This window comes from Myxococcus sp. NMCA1, assembly GCF_026810205.1.
GTDB lineage: Bacteria > Myxococcota > Myxococcia > Myxococcales > Myxococcaceae > Myxococcus > Myxococcus xanthus_A.
Genome location: NZ_CP113950.1, coordinates 3,052,253 through 3,075,037, shown reverse-complemented (window position 1 = coordinate 3,075,037; position 22,785 = coordinate 3,052,253). Strand labels below are relative to the sequence as shown.

20 protein-coding genes are annotated in these 22,785 nt (G+C 69.2%); 14 read left to right on the top strand and 6 right to left on the bottom strand.

Features of this window, described 5'->3' with window-relative positions:
- The first annotated feature begins 261 nt into the window (after nucleotides 1–261).
- The 3 genes from nadA to OZ403_RS13295 all read left to right on the top strand — a co-directional run bounded on the left by nadA (nucleotide 262) and on the right by OZ403_RS13295 (nucleotide 2,745).
- Nucleotides 262–1,194 (top strand): quinolinate synthase NadA, encoded by a 933-nt coding sequence (gene nadA / locus OZ403_RS13305; protein WP_140790031.1) that lies wholly within the window; start codon nucleotides 262–264, stop codon nucleotides 1,192–1,194.
- Nucleotides 1,195–1,272: 78 nt separating this feature from the next.
- A complete protein-coding gene (locus tag OZ403_RS13300; RefSeq protein ID WP_140790029.1) occupies nucleotides 1,273–1,872 on the top strand; it encodes a hypothetical protein in 600 nt (199 codons plus the stop codon).
- Nucleotides 1,873–2,010: 138 nt separating this feature from the next.
- On the top strand, nucleotides 2,011–2,745 hold the full coding sequence (locus tag OZ403_RS13295) for a class I SAM-dependent methyltransferase (protein WP_140790027.1): 735 nt from the start codon (nucleotides 2,011–2,013) through the stop codon (nucleotides 2,743–2,745).
- On the opposite strand, the gene OZ403_RS13290 is transcribed toward OZ403_RS13295, so the two are convergent.
- Nucleotides 2,738–3,106, bottom strand: coding sequence for a metallothionein (locus OZ403_RS13290; protein WP_140853941.1), 369 nt, complete (start codon nucleotides 3,104–3,106; stop codon nucleotides 2,738–2,740). The two genes, OZ403_RS13295 and OZ403_RS13290, sit on opposite strands and share 8 nt — an antisense overlap.
- 174 nt (nucleotides 3,107–3,280) lie before the next feature.
- Between OZ403_RS13290 and OZ403_RS13285 the strand changes: the two genes are divergently transcribed.
- Both OZ403_RS13285 and OZ403_RS13280 read left to right on the top strand, forming a co-directional pair.
- On the top strand, nucleotides 3,281–4,849 hold the full coding sequence (locus OZ403_RS13285) for a hypothetical protein (protein ID WP_174260028.1): 1,569 nt from the start codon (nucleotides 3,281–3,283) through the stop codon (nucleotides 4,847–4,849).
- A gap of 496 nt (nucleotides 4,850–5,345) precedes the next feature.
- Nucleotides 5,346–6,149 carry a hypothetical protein gene (locus tag OZ403_RS13280; RefSeq protein ID WP_268784359.1) on the top strand — a complete coding sequence of 268 codons (804 nt, stop codon included), beginning with the start codon at nucleotides 5,346–5,348 and terminating at the stop codon, nucleotides 6,147–6,149.
- A 25-nt stretch (nucleotides 6,150–6,174) separates the two neighbouring features.
- Here OZ403_RS13280 and OZ403_RS13275 read toward each other — a convergent pair whose 3' ends face one another.
- From OZ403_RS13275 to OZ403_RS13265, 3 genes are all read right to left on the bottom strand, one after another.
- Nucleotides 6,175–6,921, bottom strand: coding sequence for a hypothetical protein (locus tag OZ403_RS13275; RefSeq protein ID WP_140790021.1), 747 nt, complete (start codon nucleotides 6,919–6,921; stop codon nucleotides 6,175–6,177).
- Nucleotides 6,922–7,140: 219 nt separating this feature from the next.
- On the bottom strand, nucleotides 7,141–9,603 hold the full coding sequence (locus OZ403_RS13270; protein WP_268784358.1) for a serine/threonine-protein kinase: 2,463 nt from the start codon (nucleotides 9,601–9,603) through the stop codon (nucleotides 7,141–7,143).
- A gap of 205 nt (nucleotides 9,604–9,808) precedes the next feature.
- The gene (locus OZ403_RS13265; protein ID WP_237078269.1) at nucleotides 9,809–10,906 is read right to left on the bottom strand and encodes a hypothetical protein; all 1,098 of its coding nucleotides are present in this window, start codon (nucleotides 10,904–10,906) and stop codon (nucleotides 9,809–9,811) included.
- A 208-nt stretch (nucleotides 10,907–11,114) separates the two neighbouring features.
- On the opposite strand from OZ403_RS13265, the gene OZ403_RS13260 reads away from it, so the two are divergent.
- From OZ403_RS13260 to OZ403_RS13245, 4 genes are all read left to right on the top strand, one after another.
- On the top strand, nucleotides 11,115–13,169 hold the full coding sequence (locus OZ403_RS13260; protein WP_268784357.1) for an Ig-like domain-containing protein: 2,055 nt from the start codon (nucleotides 11,115–11,117) through the stop codon (nucleotides 13,167–13,169).
- A 34-nt stretch (nucleotides 13,170–13,203) separates the two neighbouring features.
- A complete protein-coding gene (locus tag OZ403_RS13255; RefSeq protein ID WP_140797995.1) occupies nucleotides 13,204–14,025 on the top strand; it encodes a glycerophosphodiester phosphodiesterase in 822 nt (273 codons plus the stop codon).
- Between the two features lie 11 nt (nucleotides 14,026–14,036).
- A complete protein-coding gene (locus tag OZ403_RS13250) occupies nucleotides 14,037–14,774 on the top strand; it encodes a deoxynucleoside kinase (RefSeq protein WP_140790013.1) in 738 nt (245 codons plus the stop codon).
- A 125-nt stretch (nucleotides 14,775–14,899) separates the two neighbouring features.
- Nucleotides 14,900–15,418 carry an acyl-CoA thioesterase gene (locus tag OZ403_RS13245; RefSeq protein ID WP_140790011.1) on the top strand — a complete coding sequence of 173 codons (519 nt, stop codon included), beginning with the start codon at nucleotides 14,900–14,902 and terminating at the stop codon, nucleotides 15,416–15,418.
- Between the two features lie 78 nt (nucleotides 15,419–15,496).
- Here OZ403_RS13245 and OZ403_RS13240 read toward each other — a convergent pair whose 3' ends face one another.
- A complete protein-coding gene (locus OZ403_RS13240; protein WP_140790009.1) occupies nucleotides 15,497–15,886 on the bottom strand; it encodes a HesB/IscA family protein in 390 nt (129 codons plus the stop codon).
- An 81-nt stretch (nucleotides 15,887–15,967) separates the two neighbouring features.
- On the opposite strand from OZ403_RS13240, the gene moeB reads away from it, so the two are divergent.
- Both moeB and OZ403_RS13230 read left to right on the top strand, forming a co-directional pair.
- A complete protein-coding gene (gene moeB / locus OZ403_RS13235; RefSeq protein WP_268784356.1) occupies nucleotides 15,968–17,134 on the top strand; it encodes a molybdopterin-synthase adenylyltransferase MoeB in 1,167 nt (388 codons plus the stop codon).
- A gap of 12 nt (nucleotides 17,135–17,146) precedes the next feature.
- On the top strand, nucleotides 17,147–17,479 hold the full coding sequence (locus OZ403_RS13230; RefSeq protein ID WP_268784355.1) for a rhodanese-like domain-containing protein: 333 nt from the start codon (nucleotides 17,147–17,149) through the stop codon (nucleotides 17,477–17,479).
- A 15-nt stretch (nucleotides 17,480–17,494) separates the two neighbouring features.
- Here OZ403_RS13230 and OZ403_RS13225 read toward each other — a convergent pair whose 3' ends face one another.
- Nucleotides 17,495–19,798 carry a serine/threonine protein kinase gene (locus OZ403_RS13225; RefSeq protein ID WP_268784354.1) on the bottom strand — a complete coding sequence of 768 codons (2,304 nt, stop codon included), beginning with the start codon at nucleotides 19,796–19,798 and terminating at the stop codon, nucleotides 17,495–17,497.
- A gap of 254 nt (nucleotides 19,799–20,052) precedes the next feature.
- Here OZ403_RS13225 and OZ403_RS13220 point away from each other — a divergent pair, with 254 nt between their 5' ends.
- The 3 genes from OZ403_RS13220 (at nucleotide 20,053) to OZ403_RS13210 (ending at nucleotide 22,783) form a co-directional block, all read left to right on the top strand.
- Nucleotides 20,053–20,514 (top strand): hypothetical protein, encoded by a 462-nt coding sequence (locus OZ403_RS13220; protein WP_140853933.1) that lies wholly within the window; start codon nucleotides 20,053–20,055, stop codon nucleotides 20,512–20,514.
- Between the two features lie 221 nt (nucleotides 20,515–20,735).
- Entirely contained in the window at nucleotides 20,736–22,052 is a 1,317-nt protein-coding gene (locus OZ403_RS13215; protein WP_442929774.1) for a hypothetical protein, read from the top strand.
- Nucleotides 22,053–22,069: 17 nt separating this feature from the next.
- Nucleotides 22,070–22,783, top strand: a complete 714-nt coding sequence (locus OZ403_RS13210; RefSeq protein ID WP_140789999.1) for a VTC domain-containing protein — start codon at nucleotides 22,070–22,072, stop codon at nucleotides 22,781–22,783.
- Nucleotides 22,784–22,785 lie beyond the last annotated feature (2 nt).

Here is a 22,785-nt window from a genome sequence, read left to right as displayed (position 1 = left end):
CCTTCCGACGGCGACCCCTCACATTCCCCCGTGGTTCGAAGTTCCCAGATGCAATGGCCGAACCGCATGCGCGGCGTCCGGCCCGGCTCGCCATCTTACCGGACCTCATGGGGAAGGGAGTGCCCCAGCATGAGGACAGGGCGGATGTTGGAAAAGGGCCGCCCGCTTGATTCGTGGCCGCCCGGGCATCAGCAAAGTGGGGCAAACCGCACCCTGGCCGGCACTTCCAGTCCCGGTTAAATGTGGGACTCGGGAGGTGCCATGAGCGCCGAAGTCGACTACGCGAAGGAAATCCAGGAGTTCAAGCGTTCCATGAACGCAGTCATCCTGGCGCACTATTACCAGGAGAGCGAAGTTCAGGACCTCGCGGACTTCGTGGGCGACAGCCTGGCGCTGGCGCAAGCCGCGGCGCGCACGAAGGCAGACGTCATCGTCTTCTGTGGCGTTCATTTCATGGCGGAGACGGCGAAGATTCTCAATCCGTCCCGGCAGGTGCTGTTGCCGGACCTCAAGGCCGGCTGTTCGCTGTCGGACCGGTGCCCGCCAGGGGCCTTCAAGGCGTTCAAGGACAAACACCCGAACGCCTTCGTGGTGAGCTACGTCAACAGCTCCGCCGCGGTGAAGGCCATGAGCGACGTCATCTGCACGTCGTCCAACGCGGTGAAAATCGTGAACCAGGTGCCGAAGGACCGGCAGATTCTCTTCGCGCCGGACCAGCACCTGGGCCGCTACGTGATGAAACAGACGGGCCGCGACATGGTGCTGTGGCCGGGCAGCTGCATCGTCCACGAAATCTTCAGCGAGAAGAAACTGGTGCAGCTGAAGGTGGAGTACCCGGAGGCGGAAGTGGTGGCCCACCCCGAGTGTGAGCAGGCGGTGCTGCGCCACGCGGACTTCATCGGCTCCACCAAGGCGATTCTGGATTACGCGGTGCGTAGCCCGAAGCAGCAGTTCATCGTGGTGACGGAGGCGGGCATCATCCACCAGATGAAGCGGGCCGCGCCGGACAAGACGTTCATCCCCGCTCCGCCGGACAACGGCTGCGCATGCAACGAGTGCCCGTACATGCGGCTGAACACGCTGGAGAAACTCTGGCGGTGCATGAAGGAGCGCACGCCCGAGCTGACCATGCCCGAGGACCTGCGCGAGGGTGCTCGCGCGCCGCTGCAACGCATGCTGGACTGGTCTGTGTAGTCTGCGGATAACCGGCAGCAGCGGACATTTGCCAACTCGCGTCTTGCACCCCGCGAAGCACAATGCGATGGAGCCACCGTGGCCTTCCGATTCCTCGCAGTCCCCGCGCACCGACTGGTGAACTTCCCCCAGACGTTGCCGGACGATGAGCGCCTCGAGCCGGAGCTGCCTCCGGTCCATGAGGCGGTGGAGCGCGCGCTCACCGGCGCTGAATTCCGAGACATGCGAGCCAAGGACAGGCTGCGCACCCTGCTACAGGGGGACCGTCCCCCGTCGCTGGGCGCGCCCGAGACGGGCTTCGGCCCGTCCGCCGTCTTCGCGCAACCTCCCCAGGACCTCCCGGCGCTGCTGCGGCTGGCGGACGAATTGGAGAACCTGGCGCGCCGCGAGGCCGGCGAGCGCGCGCTGGTATGGAAGTGCGGAGACTGCGGCGCCCGCTACGCGGTGCCGGTGGCCCTGGTGCGCCAGGTGTCCATCCGCTGCGAGCGCTGCGGCACGCCGGTGGAGCTGGCGGCCACGCGCAGCCTGGGTGAGGAGTCCCTCATCGACCCGTTCCTGGGCGCGGTGAATCACAGCCGCCGGGAGCTGGCCGCCTTCTTCCGCGAGGCCATGGCCCGCGGCTGGCCGGTGCTGGTGGCCGAGGACAAGCGCGTGCCACGCACGCAGCCCTCGGCCTGACGGCGTCCGGCGGAAAACGGGTTCTCGCGCCGCACGGGGGACGGTAGCCTTGCCGGCCCCATGCGGCGCGCGCTCGTTCCCCTCCTGCGATGTCCCCGGTGCCGGCGTGGCGCCCTCCAGCCGGAGGTAGATGCCCCGGTGCTCTTCTTCGGCCCCCTGCGCTGCCAGGCGTGCGGCGCCAGCCACCCGGTGGCCGAGGGCGTCGCCGACCTGGTGGTGGACCCCGCCGCGTCCGGCCCGCTGCAGCGCGGCATGGAGCAGCGCTGGGTGGCGCGCTCCTATGAGCGCTACATGCGCCCCGTGCTCCAGCGCGCCCTCACCCGCCAGCCGCTGGATGGCGACAGCGAGTTCGTCCTCTACCGCAGCCTCCTGGGCAAACCCGAAGGCACCGTGTTGGACGTGGGCTGCGGAACGGGGCTGCTCGCACGGCGGCTGGCGCATGAGCCCGACGCGCCGCCCGTGGCCGCGCTCGACGTGTCCCGCGCCATGCTGGAAGAAGGCGTGGCCCAGGTGCGCGAGGCCGGCGTCGCCGTGGACTTCCTGCGCGCCGAAGCCCCCTACCTCCCCTTCCAGGACGGTGTGCTGGGCGCAGTGTTGATGAGTGACGCGCTGCCCTTCGTCGCGGACCTGCCCAGGATGATGATGGAGGTCCACCGCGTGCTGCGGCCCGGAGGCCGCTGGGTGGCCAGCACCTACGCGCCGCCGGGAGCGCCTCGGGCACTGCTCCACCGCGGCGTGGGCCTGCATCCACGAGGGGAGGCCGAATTGCGCCGGGAGGCCGCGGCAGCGGGCTTCGTGCGCTTCGAGCGCGTGTCCCTGCCGTCGCTGCTGGTGGTGAAGGCGGAGAAGGGCTCCGCCCAGACGCCTAGATGAAGATGCCCGCGGACGCGTCGTAGCGCGCCTCGTCGAGCTGCAGGTTCGCGGGCTGGCCGCGCAGCGCGTCCATCACCTGGCGCTTGGGCTTCTTGCACTTGCTGCAGTCACACGAGCCCTTCTTGCACGTGCAGTCCGCCTTGCTGCCGCACTGGCACTTGGCGGCCATGAGCGAGTCCAGCACATCCAACGGGCGCTCCACGCCGCTGGTGGAGGGCTCGACAGCCTTCGGCGTGGCCTCCGTGGCCTTCGCTTCCGGGGCCGGGCGCCGGTGGGCCTCGCAGGCCTCCGCCGCGCCCGGTGCCAGGAGCAGGCCGCTCGCCATCAGCCCTCCGGCCACCCACATTCCGATGCGCGTCATGTTGCTCTCCTCGGGGCACTCCAGGCGCCCCTGCTCAAACGGCGCCTATACCGCAGCCCTTCCCGACTGCCAAGGCCGACAGCCATACCTTTGTCTACCTGGAAAACAGGCGCTGGCCGGGTTGCAAGGACGGCTCGCCGTGCAGGGAGGCGCCGCGTACAGTCCGCGCCTTCCGTGACGCCCCGACACTCCCGCCTCGTCCATGCCGCCGCGCTCGTCCTGGGGGTGCTCCCCCTGTGGGTGTCGCGCCACCTGCCCCTGGTGGACCTGCCCCAGCACCTGTACCTCATCTCCGTCCTGCACCGGCTGGATGACCCCACCACGCTGTACCCGCAGCTGTTCGCCGCGCGTCACGCGCTGACGCCGTACCTGGGCTACTACTACCTGGTCAGCGGCCTCAACTGGCTGCTGCCGCTGGAGATGGCCAACCGCGTCTTCCTCTCCGCCTACGTGGTGGGACTGCCGCTCAGCCTCGGCTTCCTGCTGCGCAGCCTGGGCCGGCCCACCTGGCCCGCCCTGCTGGCGCTGCCCTTCGCCTACGGCGACAGCTTCAACTGGGGCTTCATCAACTACTGCGCCGCGCTGCCGCTGACGCTGCTGTGCTGCGGCCTCTTCGTCCGGACGCTGGAGGACGCGCCTCGCCGCCGGACGTGGGGCATCGGGTTGGCGGTGTGCCTGGTGGCGGTGCTCCTCTTCCACGTGCAGGCCTTCGGGTTCCTCGCCTTCGGGCTGCCCTTGCTGCTGCTCACCACGCGCGTGCCCGAGGACGCACAAGCCCGTGGGCTCGCCGCGCGGCTGCGGCCTCGCGTGCCCGCGCTGCTGGGGGTGGTGCCCGGCGTCGCGCTGTTCCTCGGCTGGGTGGTGCTTCGCTTCGGCGAGCCCGCGGACATCCAGCCCGGAGTGCCCTGGAAGGCGTGGGGTCCCACCTTCTCTCCGCAGAACCTGGCGTGGAAGGGCTTCGAGCAGAACCGCGCCGAGTTCTTCCAGGTGCTCGCCAACACCTTCCGGGATGGCTCGGACCGGTGGGCCCTGTATGCCGTGGGCGCGGTGGCGGTGGCGGGCTGGGTCGCGGGGCTGCTGCGGCCAGAGCGCTCCGCCACCCAGGGCCTGGTGGCGCGCTCGCGGCTGATGGGGCTGGGGCTGCTGGCCCTGGCGCTCTACTTTCTGCTGCCCTTCGACATCCGCGGCTACGTCTACTACCTCAACACGCGCTACGCGCACCTGGCCGCCGCGCTCCTGGTGGCCACCGTCCCGGCGGCCATTCCCGCGTGGCGGAGGCCCCTGCGCGGCGCCGCCCTGGCCTGCGCGGTGGTGCTGGCCTTCGTCATGGCGCGCGGCTACCGCGCCTTCTCTCGGGAGGCGCAGGCCGAATGGGGGCCGCTGGTGGCCGCCACCGCCCCCCGCCCACGTGTCATGGGGTTGATGTTCGACCCCGGCTCCCGGGTGGTGCGACAGCCCGTCTTCATCCACAGCGCGGCGGTGCTGGCCCGGGCGCGCGGCGGCGTGCCCAACTTCACCTTCGCGTCCACGCCGCACTCCCCGCTGCGCTACACCGGCGAGGAGCCCCCCACCTTCCCCTCCGAGTGGCGGCCGCAGCAGATGGACTACGAGCGGCAGGGCGTCTGGTACGACCACTTCCTCGTACGCGGCGCGCCGCCGTCGCGCGTGTTCGGTCCACGGCTCCAGTCCGAGCTGGCCGTGGTAGCGGAGCCAGGCAAGAGCGCGCTGGTGCGCCGGCGCTGAGTCCTCCGCCGCTCGCCGCACTGTGACCTGGTGGGCGCAATGCCCGCGCGGGGCATGCCCCGGGACGGGCACCGTGCAGTAGAACGTCCCGTATGAGTTCCTCCTCTTCGGACCCTCGCTCCCTACTGGACGCCCTGCGCTCCAGCGCGCCGCTGCCTGCCTTTCCCGCCGAAGCGGTGGAGTCCGCCCGCGCCCTGGCGCACGACGTGCCCCAGGCCACCCTCGCCCGCGTGGAGGCCCTTCCGGAGCCCCTGGCCCTGGCCGTGCTCGAGGCCGCCGTGTCAGACGGGCACACCGCCCTGCCGGAGGCCCTGTCGTCCTCGGCCGTGAAGCCCCTGGCCAAGGCCGCGAAGAAGGCGCTGTACCAGCTTCGCTCGCGTGGCGTCGCCGTGGCCGGGCCCGCGCGTGCCGCCCCGGCCGAGCCACCCCGCGCCGCCGCCCCCGAGCCCTCAACGCGCTCGCCAGCGCCGTCACTGGTGGCGGCGAGCGAGCGCTCGTGCTGGCACGGGTGCTGCGCGGCGCGGGCGTGGAGGTGGTGCAGATGCAGCTGTCCGACGAGCGCGGCGTGGTGGCGCTCCAGTTGGGCGACAGGAACCGCGCCACCTGGCGGAAGCTGGTGAAGGACGGGCTGGCCCACGGCGGCATCGTGGAACTGCCGCCCGAGGAAGCCGCGGCCCTGCTGGCCGAGGCCGCCGGCACCAACCTGCGCACCCACACGCCCTTCCCCGAAGGACTGGACGTGGTGCTGCGCCACTTTGATGTCCAGCCGCAGCAGTCGCCCACCGAGCTGCCTCCGCCCGAGCCCGAGGACATCCGCCGCGCACAGGAAGCCGACGTCCTCCACGACACCGTGGAGCTGGCTTCGTGGCTGCCTCCGGAGTCCGACATGCGGGTCCTGGTGCAGAAGATGGACGAAGTGGTGCACAGCCCCCTGTCGCTGAGCGACATGCAGCGCCAGGAGCAGCTCCAGGCGGCGGTGCTTGGCGTGGCCCGGGATTTCTTCACCCCCGAGGTGCGCCAGCGCTACGCGCTGCGGTTGTGGCGGATGGCGGACTACTTCGAGCGGAGCAGCCGCCCACGCGAGGCGGACATCGCCCGGGCCGAGGCCCGCCGGCTCTTCCATGGGGCCCAGGAGCCCTTCTCCCGCTTCGCCGAGCGGCTCTTCGAGAAGGTGCTGGCCCTGGTGGCCGCCGCCGCGGCGCGGGCCGGTGCACAGCCCGGCGCGGACACCGGCCCCGCGGAGGCCGCGCCTGCCCCTACGCTGGAGCGGCGCAGCCCCGGCGGGCTCATCATCCCCTGAGCACAGGGGACCCACGCACGGCCACTCAGGCCGGCGTCACGCGGGCACGCAGGAGCAGGTCCAGGTTCTCCCGCTCCCACGCGAGGGCGCGGGCGTAGTCGTGGAACTGCTTCTCGTGCTCCATCAGCTCGGGCGGGTGGATGCAGCGCCTCCCGTCGTCGCCCTTCCGCGTCCGGTATACGTGGTGGAGCATCTCGTGGAAGACAATCCACTCCACGAAGTAGCGGGGCACCACCGGCTGGTCCAACGCCGGGTGGATGCGGATGACCTTCGAGTCCGCGGAGTAGGAGCCCATCTTGATGCTCTTGCGAGGCCCCTTCACCCGCGGCGCCGGGCCGTAGGTGATGGCCGCGTCGATGCGGCCGTCGAAGTAGCGCTCGTTCAGCCGGACGTAGATGCGCTCCAAATCGTGGTGCTGCCCCACGGGCTCCAGCCGGATGCGCTTGCGCATCTGCGCCGGAGACAGGCGCCGGATGTAGACGCGGTTGCGCTCGATGAACTTGTCCAGCAGCACGCTGGCGTCCGGGTCACCCTTGCGCACGAAGCTTGCGAGCGCCTGCACCACGTCGTCCGGAGCGACCAGGAACATGTGGTGCAGCCGAAGCCGCCACATGGCCCGCTGGCGTTGGAACGTCAGCATGGTGTGCGTGTTGTCGTGAATCTCCAACGCCACCTTCGCGCGCAGGCGCGTGCGCAGCCGGCGTTCGAGCACGCGACGCCAGACCTTCAGGAGCCTGTTGGGCTCGGGGACGAGGGGAACCTGCCGGGCCACCCGGCCGGCCGTGTAACTCCGCTTCCTGATTACGTTTTTCTGACTCTTCGGGCGCGCCATAAGGGTTCCGGATTCTACGGACCCGTCTGACATGTGTAAACGCGCTCAGGAAGGTGAAAGCCCTGGAATTCCAACGACTTAAGGCCACTCAAGCCCACCAGGGCCCACTTGTCCGCCGCTGGGGCAGGATGCCGCATACCCCTCAAACGCCCGATGTCACTAGCGTCGCTTCTTGCACGGAATCTGCAGGACGAGCGGCCCCTCGCTCGCTGGCTCTATGAGGTAGGGTTTTGTACCCTTCGGCTTCCGACGTCCCGGGCACTGGTAGCTCACCCGGATGGGGCCCGCGGGCAGCGAGACGAGGGTGTTGATGGGGAGGCGCTCGCCGCCCTCACGCCGCAGCACCGTACGGACGGGAGCATCGAAGCGGACGCTCACCCGAGAGACTTCGGCGGTGGCCGCGGGCGGTGCGTCCGCGTTGGCATCAGGGGACGCTGGTGCTCCCGGCTCCGGAGGCTTCGCCGGTTCAGTCGGCGCCGTCGCTTCCGGACGCCCGTCGTCTTGCGCCACGGGGGGCGCGTTCGTGAGTCTGGCGGCAGGCAGCGCCTGTCCCATGGCGGGCCGGACGACAGGTGACGCCGTTCCCTGCTGCTCCAACGCGCCGACCGACAAGTCCTGAGGCGGCCACGCCGATGCTCCGCGCGCGCCGACCAAGAACCACCACGTCAGGCCAATGCCCAGGGCGAGCAGCCCCACGACGCACGCCACCACCAGCGCCACCGGACGCTTGCGCTTGGGCGGCATGGCCCGCGTGTCGGCGGTGAACTCGCCCGAGTCCCCGCGATAGCCCATGGTGGACTCGTCATCGTCCGGATCATCCCGGAGCGTGGGCCGAGGGTCCGTGTACTCCAGCGAGGACTGACTCAGGTCGGTATGGAGGAAGTCTTCATCGTCCTCGTCCTTGTGCCGGGCGCCTCGGGACGGCGGCGGGCTCCGCGGTGGTGGCGGCCGCTGATTCACCGTGGCGGGAGTCAGGGAGACGGACTGGGAGAGCTCCAGGTCCAGCGAGGATGCGCGACGCGGAGGCACCGGCGTGATGGACACGGACGGAGCTGCGTCCTCCTCCGGCGGAGGGGGCCGGCGCGAGGCCGCCACGTGCGAGGGAGACGACGGGCCGGGGCGACGCGTACGGGACGGCTCCGCCACACGCGCCGGAGGAGACGCCATGTGCGGCGCGGAGCGGCGAACCGGAGCCGGAGCCGGAGGTGTCGCGGCAGGACGGGATGGAATGTCCTTGGGTCGACTCCGCTGCGGCACGGTGGACTCACCGTCGCCGATGTCCAGGTCCTCCACCACCAGCGCGGCGGCCCGGTAACCCACGGGCGTGGTGGCGACGGCGGTGGACATCTCCGAATCATCGTCGTCGTCACCCGCCTGGAGGGCAGGCAGGTCGCGCGGGCGCGCCATCAGCGTGGCGGGCTCGGGCTCGTCGCCGGAGAAGGCCACCGGCACCGAGTCCCCGGAGGCGCGGCGAGGCGTGGGCCGGGCGGTGAGGCCGGGCGTAAGCTGCGCGCTGGGCACCGAGGCCAGGTCGGACTCGGGCGTGGTGGCGGAGGACAGCGTGGGTGCGGTGGACTCCAGTACGGACGGGCGCCGCGGCGGTGCTGCGTCCTGGGAGAGCCGGGCCCCCTGCAGCGGCACGGTGGCTTCACGCCGGCCGGGGCCCTTGGCCTCGGGGATGTGGAGGATGGTGCGCTCCTCCTCCTCGCCCAGCAGCCGGCAGATGTACTCCGACACATCCAGGCTCTGCCGGAGGGTACCGGAGGCGAGGAAGGACTCCAGCGCGTCGCGCACCTCCGAAGCGCGCTGGTAGCGCTGGGCGCGGTCCTTGGTGAGGCAGCGCATGACGATGCGCGAGAGCCCCTGCGGGTAATCGTCGCGAAGCAGGTGCGGCGGCGACGGGTCCTCGTAGCGGATGGCGTAGAGGATGCCTTCCGTCGTCGGCTTGGCGAAGGGCTGCCGGCCAGTGGTGATTTCGTACAGCATGGTGCCCAGCGCGAAGATGTCCGCGCGGTGGTCCAGCCGCTCCTGCGACACCTGCTCCGGCGCCAGGTAGAGGAACTTGCCCTTGATGACGCCCGGCTTGCTGCGTTCCATGAACGCGCCCGCCTTGGCGATGCCGAAGTCGACCAGCTTGACGCGTCCGTCGTAGCCGATCATCACGTTCTGCGGGCTGACGTCGCGGTGGATCAACTCCAGCGGGCGCCCGTCCACGCCGCGGCTGTGGTGCGCGTAATCCAGGCCGGCGGCCACCTGCGCGCAGATGCGCGCGGCCACGCCATAGGGCACCGTGGCGCCGAACTTGGACTCCTCGGCCATGACGCGCCGCAGGTCCACGCCCTCCACGTACTCCATGGCGATGAAGATGTTGTCGCCCTCCTTCCCCAACTCGTGCACCTGCACGATGTTGGGGTGGTGGAGCTGCGCGGCGATGCGCGCCTCGTCCAGGAACATCTGGACGAACTCGGGCTCCTCCGAGAGGTACGGGAGGATGCGCTTGAGCACGACCAGCTCGGGGTCCGGCGGCCGCTGGGACAGGAACAGCTCTGCCATGCCTCCCACGGCGAGCCGCTTGATCAGCAGGTATTTACCGAACGGAATGGCCGTCTGGGGCGAGCTCACGAAGAAAGGCCGTCTGTCTAAAGGTGAATGGGCTGGACTTTTCCGGAGCTTACCCACAATCACCGGCTCCTGGGAGCCAGGGACCCGCTTCGGTGGGTTCCGGACACCCACCCCGCCTTCCGGGCCCAAAAAGAAGCCGCCCCTCCCCGGATGGGCGAGGGGCGGCCGAATCAACCGACGAGGGACACACCCTCGTCGCGGGCCCTTACTCCGTCTGGGCGCCGGGGGCGGCCGGACGAAGCGTCTCGGGCTGCGTGACCACACCCTGCAGGTCGTCACACCCCTCGGGGTAGAGCACCGTCGTCCACGTGTTCGTCGTGCCGGGGATCACGCCCGCGTCATTGAAGCAGCTGAACGTGCTGGTGCCACCGTCCATGCAGGGCGCGTGGGTGAAGGTGTCCCACACGCCGCGGATGCCATCCGGGAAGGTCACGGAGCCACCGTCGTTCACCATGACGCGGTAGTCGCAGCGCGGCGTGCCATCATCGGTCGTCGTACCGAAGGTGGTGAGGTTGTTCACGAGCACGCCGCCGGAGACCTCGAAGCCGAAGTGCATGGTGTCTTCGCCACCATCGGGAGTGGCGAGCCGCTTCATGGCCATGGGATTGGCGTCAGTCAGAGTCAGCGGCCCCTGGATGTGGACACGAGCGCCCAGGTGCTCCAGGTTGGGCCGGCCGACGCCACCATCCGCGTTACCGAAGCCGTTGTCGATGCTGACCGCGATGTCGTTGGGCGGTGTCATCGTGCCCGTCTTGGTGATGACCATCGGGGTGGCTTCGCTTGCGCCGCGGAAGTCGAAGTTATTCTTCAGGACCTTGCGGTAGCCCTCGCGGTCCCGGAAGCGGCTGTTGTTCTGGACGTAGCCCTGGATGGTCACGATGTCGCCCTTCGCAGGCACGTACGTGGTCGGCGGATCCGTCCGGTACTTCTGGACGAAGATGCCGTCCTGAGCGTTGTTCGGATCAGCCACCCAGAAGTCCGCCGAAACGCCCGTGTCCTTCGAAGAGACGTAGACCACCGTCGTGACGACGACGCCCTCCAGGATGATCTGAGGACGGTCGCCCAGAAGGCGCGCCTCGCGGATGGTCACCGTCTGAATGCCCGCGTCACCCGTGCCCGCGTCACCCGTACCCGCGTCCCCCGTGCCCGCGTCGCCGGTCCCGGAGTCCGGGCTACAGGTGCCGAGGCAGCCAGCGTCCGGCAGCGGATCCGTATCGTCGTCACGGCCAGAACAGCCAGCCATGGATGCCATCGTCGCCGCGGTCACCAGCGCCGCCGCGCCTAGCGTCTTGCGCAGTTGCATTTCGAGAATCTCCATTCGTTCCGGCGCCGCGGTTCGTGAAAACCGACGCCTGTCGGCCAGGGGGTTAGCGCCTTATACCGGTGCCTCAAGGGGGGCGGCAAGGAAGCCTCCTTGTAGAAGGTGTCGGTCTGGTGAAATCGCGACCCTCCCTGTTGCGTTGAGTGAACGATTCCTGCGACCGCTTGTCTGTCGTGAAATCCAGACTGCCGTGACGCACCGTGCGTGTTCGCGGGCCAGCGCGTGGCGCTCACGTCAGCGATCATCGCGAGCTGAGGGTCCATTCAGCCGGATTCCCGTCCGGCGATGGGAACACCGCCCCCCTCGTCCCGTGACCTGGCTTGCGCCGCACGCGGCATGCCACCATGGAATGCGTCCTGCACTCGTTCACTTCATGACCTCCAAAACGTGCCTCACCGCCCTGCTTGGCTTCGGCGTCCTGACGGCCTGCATCAATGTCCCCGACGTCGTCGAGCCTCCTGAACTCCCGGACAGCGGGACGCCCTATGTCAGGCTCCAACTCGCCGGGGGCGCGACCCACGTTCGCGACACGGTCACCGTCCACATCGAAACCAACGGCGAGTCGCCCGACGACGTCGAACTCCTGCTCGATGGCGCGCCCCTTGGGCACGTCACGGCTCCGACCGAATTCGCATGGGACACCTCGGCGCATTCGGAAGGTCAACACTCACTGACCGCCCGTGTCAGGCTCCAGAACGCGACGTGGCAGAGCGAGCCACTCGTCGTCACCATCGACCGGACACCGCCTACCATCGCCCTGAGAGCGCCGGCCGACGGGGAAGAGGACGTCAGCGCATCCCACCCCATCCGGGTCGAGTTCTCCGAAGCGCTCCATCCAGACAGTCTCGCCGCCTCGTGCGTCGAACTCCTCGTCAACGGCGAAAGCGTCGCCAGGACACTGAGCCTCTCCGAATCCCAGCGGGCCCTGGAGATTCAAGCCGGCGTCGAGCTTCCGCTGCCCCGAGATGTGGAGGTGAAGCTCACCGGTGTCCGGGACCTCGCGGGGAACCCAGTAGCAGCGCCTTCGGCGAGTTGGTCCTGGAGTGTCCCTGCGTGGCTCCCTGTCGGTCCCCGCGATGGGCTCGTCATCGAAGAAGGTGCTGCGACCCTGTCACGGCTGGCGCTGAGGGAGCACGCTCCGCAAGCCGCGATCGTTGCATTCCGGGTCGACAACGGCGTGGGGGTACGTCGCTGGACGGGGCAGACCTGGGAGCGACTGGGCTCCGTCCTGAAGCCCGCCAGCACCACCGCCGACCTCCACTTCAGCAACGACGGCGAACCGGTCGTTGCCTTCTCCCACTTTTTCAAGCGAGAGGACGAGGAACTCGGACTTGTCGACGTGGCCGAAACGGCCATCCATCGCTGGGCGGGCGCCGAATGGGAACGTTTTGCACTGACCGCCAGTGACTGGGACACGGCGTGGCCTACGAACTGGCCCGAGCAGCGCGAAGCCCCCTCCTTCGCGTTCGACACCGCGGGGACACCCTTTCTCGCGCACGGAACTGGCGCCTACTCGGGATTCGGCTGCCAGGGTGACGTCCATCTCACCGTCCAGACCCAGAGCGACGGAAACTGGCTTCAAGTCGACAGCCCGTCTCGCGGCGCTCCAGAACAGTGCGGAATCGTCTCCACCCCCTCCCTGTCGTTGAACAGCTCGCGGCTCCCCGTCGTCGCCTGGACTGAAGTCATGCACGAGGGTGGTACGCCGACCCAGGACGCGCGCATCTTCGTCAAGCAACGCACGGCCGTGGGCTGGAACGCGTTGGGCGGAGCCATCAGGCACCACGCTGGTGGCACCTTCGCGTCTCAGCCCGTCTTGAAGGTATCGGCCGCGGACGTGCCAGTCCTCGCCTGGAAGGAATCCAATCCCAGCGGCTCTGGCACAACGGCGACGGACATTTACGTGCGTCAGTGGGAAGACCGCCAGTGGAAGGCACTGGGCGGCCCTCTCAGCGCAGCTCCCGGCAACACCCCCGCGGACAGCCCCGCGCTCGCATTGGACAGCGAGGGCACCCCGGTCATCGCCTGGATTGAAGAAGAGGGCACCGCCAGACACGTGCACGTCAGGACGTGGACCGGCGATGACTGGCTGCCGCTCAACACTGCACCCAGTGCGATTCCGAAATCCAACGGCGCCGCCACGGTGTCGCTCCAGTTGGATACAGACGGCACCCCCTGGGTGGCATGGGACGCCAGCCCTGGTGGCGGCCCTGTACGAATCTTCGTCTACCGATTCAACCGCTAGCCAGCCCCACGCCGCCAGTCGCTACACTGGCGGCATGGCATCCTCTCCCCTCCCCTTCCTCCGCGGCCTGCGGCCCACGCTGCACATCGCCCACCGTGGAGGCGCGGCCGTGGCGCCGGAGAACACGCTGGCGGCCTTCCGGCAGGCCGTGGAGCGCTATCGCACGGACATGGTGGAGCTCGACCTCCACCTCACCCGGGACGGGGAGCTCGTCGTTGCCCATGACGCCACGCTGGAGCGCTGCACGGACGGCACGGGCCCTCTGGCCGCGCTCACGCTGGCCGAACTCCAGCGGCTGGACGCGGGCTTCCACTTCACGCCCGATGAAGGCCGCACCTTCCCGTTCCGGGGCCAGGGCGTGCGCATCCCCAGCTTCCGCGAACTGCTGCGCGCCTTCCCCAACCTGCGCCTCAACGTGGAGCTCAAGCCGGATGTCCCCGGCATCGAGGACACCTTCGCCCAGGTGCTTCAGGAGGAAGGCGCCCTGGAGCGGGTGTGCATGGGCAGCGAGCTGGACACCGTGGCCGAGCGGCTGGCGGAGCGTCTCCCTTCCGCCTGCCACTTCTATCCCCGCGATGCACTCGCGGCCTTCGTCATCGCCCTGCGTGGCGGGGACACGCCGCCGGAGGACCCTCGCTACACCGTGCTCGACATGCCGCTCTACTTCGGTGAGGTCCGGCTGGTGGACACGGACTTCCTCCAGCAGTGCGCGGCCCGGGGTAAGTGGGTCAACGTCTGGACGGTGGATGACCCGGAGGAGATGAAACAGCTCCTGGCGGAAGGCGTCGGCGGCATCATGACCGACCGGCCGGACGTCCTGAGGCAGATCATGGACGCCCCCTCGAAGCCGGGATAAGCCCCGGATTCATGCCTCGCACCACCGCTCGCACGCGCTCGAAGCCCGCCCAGGCCGCCCCCGCCCAGGAAGAGGCCCCCGCGGCCACCCCGCGTTCCCGCAACACGATGCGCGTCAAGGTGCCCAAGGCTCGGCGCTTCGTGGCGCTGGCGGGCAACATCGGCGCGGGCAAGACGACGGCGGCGAAGATGATCAGCCAGGCCTTCGGCTACGAGCTGTTCGACGAGCCCGTCATCGACAACCGATTCCTGCGTGACTACTACGCGGACATGACGCGGTGGTCCTTCACGCTCCAGCTCGAGTTCCTCATCCGGCGCGTCGAACACCACGAGCTCATCCATTCGTACCGCCGCAGCTGCGTGCAGGACCGCACCCTGTACGAGGACCCGGAAATCTTCGCCAAGTACCTCCACGGCCTGGGGCACCTGACGAACGCGGAGCTGGACCTGTACTACGAGTACTTCCAGCGGCTGTCGCGCCACATCATCCGGCCCGACAAGGTCATCTGCTTCGAGGTCGGCAGCGTGGAGGTGCTCCTCCAGCGCATCCGCACCCGGGGACGCGAGGAGGAGAAGGGCATCCGCCACCAGTTCCTTCGGGGCCTCAACGGCTACTACGCCAGCTTCCCCCTGGTGCTGCAGGAGAAGTACGGCGTGGACTGCCTCACCATGGACGTGTCGAAGCAGGACATCCGGCGAGGCCGGGGACGTGAGGAGTTCCTCGACCGCGTCTCCACCTTCCTGTCCTGAGCGCCGCGCCCGCGCCTGTCACCTGCGCGGACATTGTCTGGCCCATCGCGTTAGAGCTTGGGATATCCACCGGATGAACCGGCGCGGCCCGGCCGCAGGCTCCGTCCGACAACCCAAGGTGCGAGATGACCGACCTGAGCGCGAAGAATCCGAAGGACACGGAGGTGGTGATGACCCAGCTCATCCTGCCTCCGGACGCCAACAACCTGGATGCTGCCTTCGGCGGCAAGGTGATGCAGTGGATTGACATCTGCGGGGCCGTGGCCGCGCAGCGCCACTGCCGGCAGGTCGTGGTGACGGCCTCCATGGATGATTTGCACTTCCACGCCCCCATCAAGGTGGGCTGGGTCGCGCTGCTGCACGGCCGGGTGCTGGCCGCCTTCCGCACCTCCATGGAGGTGGGCGTCACGGTGCACGCGGAGAACCCGCTCACCGGCGAGCGTCACCTCACCACCAGCGCGCTGCTGACCTTCGTGGCCATCGACAAGGACGGCCAGCGCGTGCCGGTGCCGCCCCTGCTGATGGAGACGGACGCGGACCGCATGGCCTTCCAGGAGGCCCAGGCGCGCCGGACGCTGCGCCTGGCCCGGCAGAAGGAGAACCAGTCCTGGTTGAAGGTGATGACGCCCATCGCGGGTGCCTGACGCACGAAGGCCGGGCGAGGCATCCGCCCCGGCCCGGCCTTCCCGCCCGCGTCACGGGAGGTACCGCGGCGGCGCGGCTCAGGTCGTGAACGACGTGCCGCAGCCGCAGGAGGACTTCGCGTTCGGGTTGTTGAACTTGAAGCCCGAACCGGTGATGGCGGAGACGTAGTCAATCTCCGTGCCCCCGAGGTACTGGCTGCTCATCGCGTCGGAGGCGATCTTCACGCCGTCCTGCTCCCAGACGGTGTCACCGGCCTTGGACTCCTTGACCAGGTTCAAGTCATAGCCCAGGCCGCTGCAGCCAGCGGGCACCACGCGGATGGAGAAGAAGTAGCCCTCGAAGCCTTGGGCCTTGATGACGCTCTTCACCTGCTGGATGGCGGCGTCCGTCAGGCGCACGGCCACCGGAGTGGCCTGGGAAGCCGGCGAGGCGGCGGGGGCGGCGGAAGTCGTGGGGGTGCTGTCCATATCCATGTCTCCTCTGGAGGACTTATAACGCCCGGGCCCGGAAAATCCATGGGCCCAGCCCCTGGGTTATATGCATCCGACATGGCTCGGACCTTCCAGACGCTGCTGGCCGGAGTGAAACAGGAGATTCGAGAGGTCTCCGTGGACGATGTGAAGCGGCTGCTGGACGCCCGGGCCTCCGTGCGGCTGCTGGACGTCCGGGAGGCGGACGAATACGCCGGCGGCCGGCTGCCCGGCGCCCTCCACATTCCCAGAGGTTACCTGGAGTTACGCGTCGAAAGCCAGGTCCAGCGTGACGAGGAGCTGGTCGTCTACTGCGCCGGTGGTACCCGCTCCGCCCTGGCCGCCAAGACGCTGAAGGAGCTGGGGTACGAGCGGGTGGCGTCCCTGGCCGGCGGCTACAACCGGTGGTGTGACGCCGCCCTGCCGGTGGAGAAGCCCTTCGTCCTCACCGCCGAGCAGAAGGAGCGGTACCGCCGCCACCTGAGCCTCCCCGAGGTAGGTGAGGCGGGCCAGGCGAAGCTGCTTCAAGCCCGCGTCCTGCTGCTGGGGGCCGGCGGGCTCGGCTCGCCGGCGGCGCTGTACCTCGCGGCCGCGGGCGTCGGAACGCTGGGCATCGTCGACTCGGATGTGGTCGACCTGAGCAACCTCCAGCGGCAGGTCATCCACACCCGCGAGCGTCAGGGCCAGCCCAAGGTGGCCAGCGCCCGGGCCGCCATCGAGGCCCTCAATCCGGACGTGGAGGTGGTGGGCTTCGAGGAGCGCCTCACCTCGCACAACGTGCTGAAGATTCTAGAGGGCTTCGACATGGTGCTCGACGGCGGGGACAACTTCCCCACGCGGTACCTGCTCAATGACGCGTGCGTCATGCTCGGCAAGCCCAACGTCCACGGCTCCATCTTCCGCTTCGAGGGACAGGTGACGTCCTTCGTCCCCGGCCAGGGCCCCTGCTACCGCTGCCTCTACCCCGCCCCGCCCCCGCCCGAGCTGGCGCCCTCGTGTGCGGAGGCAGGCGTCCTGGGCGTGCTGCCCGGACTCATCGGTCTGCTCCAGGCCACCGAGGCGCTCAAGCTCATCCTCGGCCAGGGTGAACCCCTGGTGGGGCGGCTGCTCACCTTCGACGCGCTGGGCACCCGCTTCCAGGAGCTCAAGCTGCGTCGGGACACGCAGTGCCCCGTGTGCGCGCCGGGCGCGACGGTGGAGCTCATCGACTACGAGCGCTTCTGCGCCGCCCCCACGCCCGCCTGAGGACGTCACGCCATGCCCATTCCCGAGATTGCCCCCGCCCGCCTCGCAGAGCTGCTCGCCGGCCCCGCGGAGTCCCGCCCCGCCCTGCTCGATGTGCGTTTTCCCACGGAGAATGCGTGGGTGGCCCTGCCGGACTCGCTGCTGATTCCCCTGCCTGAATTGGAAGAGCGCGCGGATGAACTGGAAGCCCTGCGCGGTCGGCCCGTGGTGGTCTACTGCCACCATGGCGTGCGCAGCCTGGACGGCGCGGCCTACCTGATGTCGCTGGGCATCGACGCGGTGTCGCTGCGAGGAGGCATCGACCTGTACTCCCAGCAGGTGGACCCCAGCCTGCCCCGCTACTGACGGGGCGGCACGCCGCTAGCCCACGAAGGCGGACAAGTCCTCGGTCTGCTTGTTGATGAGGCCGGGCTTGATTTCGACCTCGAACATGAAGGGCTCCTTCAGGGGCCCGCCCTGCAGCTCCAGCTTGTGGCGGCCCTCCATGAGGTCGAGCTTCATGCCCTTGTTGCCCAGGTAGGTGCCCTGGTCCTGGCCATTGCGCTTCACGGAGATGCCGCGCAGACCGTCCGGCTTCAGCGTCAGCTGGAGCTGGCCCCGGCGGAACTCGTAGGTGAAGGACTTGGCCTGACCGGGCTCACCGAAGGCGAGCGTGTCGACCTCCTCCTTGTAGATGCCCTGCTGCTCATTCACCAGGATGAGCGTGTCCTGGAGATGGACGCCCGTCGCATTGACGAGGGGGGTCTCCCCCAGCTCCGTCACCGGCTGCGGACTGCCGCAGCGTTCGGTGTGGCGTACCGAGACCTTCACCTTCTCGTTGGTGTTGACCGACAGCGTCACCGACTGCCCGTCGGAGGCGCGGCTGTTGAGCACCGAGAGGATGGGCTTGTGGAACACCACCCCCACGGCCACCAGCCCCACGATGAACCCGGCCGTGGCGATGTTGCGCTTGGCCACACCCGCGCGAGCACTCCGTGCGGACTTCTCCAGCGCCCGGTCCACCTCGGCTTCCTCGGCGCGCGAACGCGACAGGGCGACGCTCGACGTCCTCGAACGCGGAGGGGCAGACGACATCTCCGCGCGGCTCGACGTGCGGCGGCGCGGCGGGGCCTCGGAGGGGTGGATGCCGGACTGCATCCCGGTCCGGCGGCGAGGAGGCGGCGCGGGCTCCGGCGGCGGAAGCATGGTCCGCTCGTCGTCCAACTCCTCGTCCTCCATCCGGGTGCGCTCATCGACCGCAGCCATGCTCGCGCGCGAGCGGGACGGAGGCGGCCCCGGGTCCTCCACGATGGGAGCGGCGCGCGTGGCGGAGCGGCGAGGCGGGGGCGGATCGCCCACGCCCGTGCGGCTCAGGTCCGAACGGGAGCTCGTCCGCGCAATCTGCGTGGAGTTGGGGTTGGACGGACGGCGCAGCTCCGCGGAGGTCCTGCTGCGGCGCGGCGGCGGCGGCAGCTCCTCCTCGACTCCGGACGGCGCCTCCCACTCACCCTGCTCATCGTCGGGGTCCACCACGGGCACCGCGGCCGAGGTGCGCCGGGGCCCCATGGACGTCCGGGAGGACGAGCCGCGCTGCCGCTCACGGACGGAGGCCTCGCCCGGAGGTGCTTCCCAGTTCATCTCCGCGGCGGCGGAGGTGCGGCTGCGGCCACGCTCCTGCGGCGGCGGCGTGGGCGGCATGGGCGTGCCGGAGTTCGCGGAGTCCTCGCCCACGGGGACGACCTGCCCCTGGGCCTTCTCCTCGGCCAGACGGTCGGCGAAGAGCGTCTCCATCAGCTCGGAGATCTGCACCGAGCCGGCCACCCAGCGCTGCCCGACCAGAATCTCTTCCAGCGCCATCTGGAACTGGCGCGCCTCTCGGTAGCGGTCGTCCGCGTTCTTCGCGATGGCCCGCATCACCACAGGGTCCATCTCCTCCGGAACGTCCGCCACCTGTGAAGGCGCGGCGATGGCGCACTCCATGGCGGCCTGCAGCGTGGCCAGCTCCGAGTCGCGCTTCAACGGACGCACGCCCGTGAGCAGCTCGTAGAGCACCAGGCCGATGGCGAAGATGTCCGCGCGCCCGTCCAGCGGCTTGCCGGCGGCCTGCTCCGGCGCCATGTACGCGAACTTGCCCTTGATGGCGCCCGACTTCGTGAGCGACGCCTGATCCGCGGCCTTGGCGATGCCGAAGTCCACCAGCTTCACCGAGCCGTCGAAGCTGATCAGGATGTTCTGCGGCGAGATGTCGCGGTGCACCACGCGCAGGGGCCGGCCGGCGTCATCCGTGCGGCTGTGGGCATAGTGCAGGCCCTCGCAAGCGGCGGCGACGATGCGAATGGCCAGCGGCCGCGCCACCCACTGCCCCGTGCCGGCGGCCTTGCGCATCACCCGGCCCAGGTCCTCGCCGTGGATGAACTCCATGGCGATGTAATAGGTGCCGTTGGCCTCGCCGAACTCGTAGACCTGGGCGATGTTCGGATGATTGAAGCGCGCGGCAATCAGCGCCTCGTTCCGGAACATCTCCACGAACTCACGGTCCTCCGCGAGGTGCGGGAGGATGCGCTTCACCACGAGGTTCTTGTGGAACCCCTCGATGCCCGTCTGGCGCGCCAGCCAGACCTCGGCCATGCCGCCCGTGGCGAGCTTCTTAAGAAGCTGATATTTCCCGAATGATTGAGGGTTCATCCCGGGACATTGCCGGCGGGGAGCAGGCTCAGGTGGAATGCAGCAGGGCAGAGCATCTTAGAGGACAGCCACTTCGGAGGCAAAGGCACCCCGGATTCAAATCCGGATGGGCACTGATCGCCAGCCTCCTCATTGCAACTACCACGGTTGCGGCTCCCGCGAACGATCAGATTCGTGTCGAACGCCGTGGAGACGTCCTGGAGCTCCGCTGGTCCGACGCGGAGGAGCGCCTCCAGGGGACCATCCACCCCGCCATGCCAACGGAGGGAGAGCCCATCTCCGTGTCGTTGCATGTAGGCAACTTCGAGGGTCCCGAATTCGACGGCCCCCTCACCGTCACCTTCCACCCCACCGGGTCGCCTTCCCAGCAGACGAAGACGCTGACGCGGGACGGGGTCAACTGGCACACCCAGTTCACTCCGGACGAGCCCGGACCATGGGACCTGGAGGTGAGATACCGCGGTAACCACCTGAAGGTGATCACCGCGCGATTCTCCGTGGCCAGATCGCCCCTGCCCCGCGGCATGGGCTGGGGGTTGATTCTGGTGGGTGCCGGCACGGCGCTGGCCCTGGGCCTGCGCAACGTCCTGCGGCGCGTGAAGTCGTCCGGAGCCACCCCTGGGACAACGGAGACTCCGCCCGCACCGGCGGCGCCCTCCACGCCGGAAGCGGGCAGCGTCCCCACCCCGCCGGCCGATCCTCCGTCCGGGCAGTAACTCCTTCCAACCGACGGGCATTCGTACAGGGTCGCCTGCCGCGGCATTGGGAACTTCCGTTCCCTGTCGCGGCAACGTGACGACCTGGTCACGGGTTTTCTGCGCCGTCGGGCCTGCTTTTCGTCCGGAACCGAACCTCCCCCAGCCCTCCGCGTCCGCTCATCGAACGGGCACCCGTGTTGCAGTGGACGCGCTCCGGTGGCGGTCGGGGAGGCGTGGACATGGGCGGGTGGCGGGTGAATGAGCGGGCGAGGCGGAACCTGCTCGTCGCAATCTTGATGGGCATGCCGGCATGGGCTGTCGCCAAGACACCCGGCCCACGGACGGAGGCAGTTGCCACGCCCGTGGAGGATGACCCTCTGTCAGGTGGCGTGGTGGACGGCGTTGAGCCTCCTGAGCCCTTGTTGCCGGAGGAGGACGACGCCACGCAGACGCAACTCGAGGGCGCCATGGCCCAGGCCCTGCCGCCTCCGTCGCGGCCTGCGCCCGGCGCGCAGCCGCCGTCCGTGAATCCCCTCCCCGGAGCGGATGAGGGGGCGACGGCCGAGCAGGACGCGAACAAGCGCAAGCAGAAGCAGCGGCCCGGTCAGGCACAGGACGACTCGCTGGGCGAGAATCCGGACGCGATTGACGACAAGCCCAAGGGCGAGGTGCAGACCATCCGCGTCATCGGACGCGTGTCCGCACGGGCCCGCGCCGACGAGCGCAATCAGTACCAGCGCCGCCTCTCCATCGCGGACGCACGCGTGGGTGTGAGCACGTCGCTGCCCAACCTGGAAGCCGAAGTGACGGCGGACCTGGCGGACTCGCAGATGCTCAAGGACGCCTTCGTGCGTCTGGCGGATGACCGCAAGCGCTTCCGCCTCTACGGCGGCCAGTTCAAGACGCCCTTCCTTCAGCGCTCGCTGGAGTCGTCGTGGGACCTGCCCATCCAGACCCGCGGACTGGTGGAGGAGTACATCACGGAGACCCATCAGATGGGTGGCCGCCGCATGGGGCTGATGGGCGAAGTCCGGCTGAAGCAGGTCTGGGGGCTCAAGATCTCCGCAGGCGTCTTCCAGGGGGCCGTCGACGAGGCGGGCGTGCGGTTGAAGGAGGATGCCGCCGCGCGCGTGAGCCTGCGGCCCTTCAACTTCAAGCCGCTCACCGTGGGCGTCAGCACCTACGTCTCCGAAGCAATGGACCTGGCGCGCAAGCACGCGGTGGCCGCGGACGCGGAGTTGAAGTGGGCGGGCTTCGTCTTCACCGGCGAGGCCATTTCCGGACGGCTGCCCATGGGGCCCTTCACGGCGCAGATGCTGCTGGCCCAGTACCTCATCCACGTGGGCAACGAATGGGCCATCCAGCCCGTCGCGGGCGTGGAGGCCTTGCAACTTCGCGGCGACACGGTGCGGGGGGACGGACATTCACTGGTGGGCGGCTTCAACGTGCTGCTCGGCACACGCTTCCGGGCCCAATTCCAGACGGAGCGCGCGCTGCGCCCCGGCGATGAATTCCCTGGGCTGCAGCATTCCATCGAAGTCGGCGCACGCTTCTGAGCACGGAGACCCAAACGATGCTGTCGTTCGCGGAAGGTGAAGTCACCAAGCTCCGGCGGGAATTCAAGCTGGTGCTGGAGGAGAAGACGGCCGCGGCCCTGGGCACGCGCCTGTCGCTGGAGCTGGAGGGGCACCTGCCGCCGCCTACGCGCATCGTGTCCGTTTACTTCGACCGGCCCGGTGGCCCGCTGGCGGCGCGGGCCCTGCTCACGCCGGATGACTGTCTCAAGGTTCGGACGAAGGAGTACTCACCGGACCTGGGCGCGGACGGCGAGGCGCGGGTGGTGCTGGAGGTGAAGCGCGAGCGTCTCGGCCTCACGCAGAAGCGCCGCGTCTGGGTGCCGCGCTCGGAGCTGGGCCGCGTGCTGCGCGGCGGGGCCAGCCTGCTGCCGCTCATCGCCGGAGGCAGCCTCAGCCCGGTGCTGGCGGTGACGTACACGCGCCATGTGTACCAGTCGTCGCAGGCGTGGCGGGTGACGGTGGATCGGAACATTCGCTACCACCGGATTGCACCGGAGCAGGCGCTGTCCCAGCTTGCGTTGTCGGTGGAGCGGCTGGAGCCCGCGCAGTGGGTGGAGCCGCGCGTGGTGGTGGAGGTGAAGCATCTCGGGCACGAGCTGCCCGAGTGGCTGGCGTCGCTCAATCCGGGCGGAGCGCCGGCCTACAGCAAGTTCGCAGAGGGAATGGCGAAGGTCCACGCTTTCGCCGCGGATGGCGTCGCAGGGGGATAGGG

Excerpts from the sequence above, each read along its gene's own strand:
- nadA (WP_140790031.1), top strand. The coding sequence starts at position 262 with ATGAGCGCCGAAGTCGACTACGCGAAGGAAATCCAGGAGTTCAAGCGT.
- OZ403_RS13290 (WP_140853941.1), bottom strand. The coding sequence starts at position 3,106 with ATGACGCGCATCGGAATGTGGGTGGCCGGAGGGCTGATGGCGAGCGGC.
- OZ403_RS13265 (WP_237078269.1), bottom strand. The coding sequence starts at position 10,906 with ATGCAACTGCGCAAGACGCTAGGCGCGGCGGCGCTGGTGACCGCGGCG.
- OZ403_RS13255 (WP_140797995.1), top strand. The coding sequence starts at position 13,204 with ATGGCATCCTCTCCCCTCCCCTTCCTCCGCGGCCTGCGGCCCACGCTG.
- OZ403_RS13250 (WP_140790013.1), top strand. The coding sequence starts at position 14,037 with ATGCCTCGCACCACCGCTCGCACGCGCTCGAAGCCCGCCCAGGCCGCC.
- OZ403_RS13245 (WP_140790011.1), top strand. The coding sequence starts at position 14,900 with ATGACCGACCTGAGCGCGAAGAATCCGAAGGACACGGAGGTGGTGATG.
- OZ403_RS13240 (WP_140790009.1), bottom strand. The coding sequence starts at position 15,886 with ATGGACAGCACCCCCACGACTTCCGCCGCCCCCGCCGCCTCGCCGGCT.
- moeB (WP_268784356.1), top strand. The coding sequence starts at position 15,968 with ATGGCTCGGACCTTCCAGACGCTGCTGGCCGGAGTGAAACAGGAGATT.
- OZ403_RS13230 (WP_268784355.1), top strand. The coding sequence starts at position 17,147 with ATGCCCATTCCCGAGATTGCCCCCGCCCGCCTCGCAGAGCTGCTCGCC.
- OZ403_RS13225 (WP_268784354.1), bottom strand. The coding sequence starts at position 19,798 with ATGAACCCTCAATCATTCGGGAAATATCAGCTTCTTAAGAAGCTCGCC.
- OZ403_RS13220 (WP_140853933.1), top strand. The coding sequence starts at position 20,053 with ATGCCAACGGAGGGAGAGCCCATCTCCGTGTCGTTGCATGTAGGCAAC.
- OZ403_RS13215 (WP_442929774.1), top strand. The coding sequence starts at position 20,736 with ATGGGCGGGTGGCGGGTGAATGAGCGGGCGAGGCGGAACCTGCTCGTC.
- OZ403_RS13210 (WP_140789999.1), top strand. The coding sequence starts at position 22,070 with ATGCTGTCGTTCGCGGAAGGTGAAGTCACCAAGCTCCGGCGGGAATTC.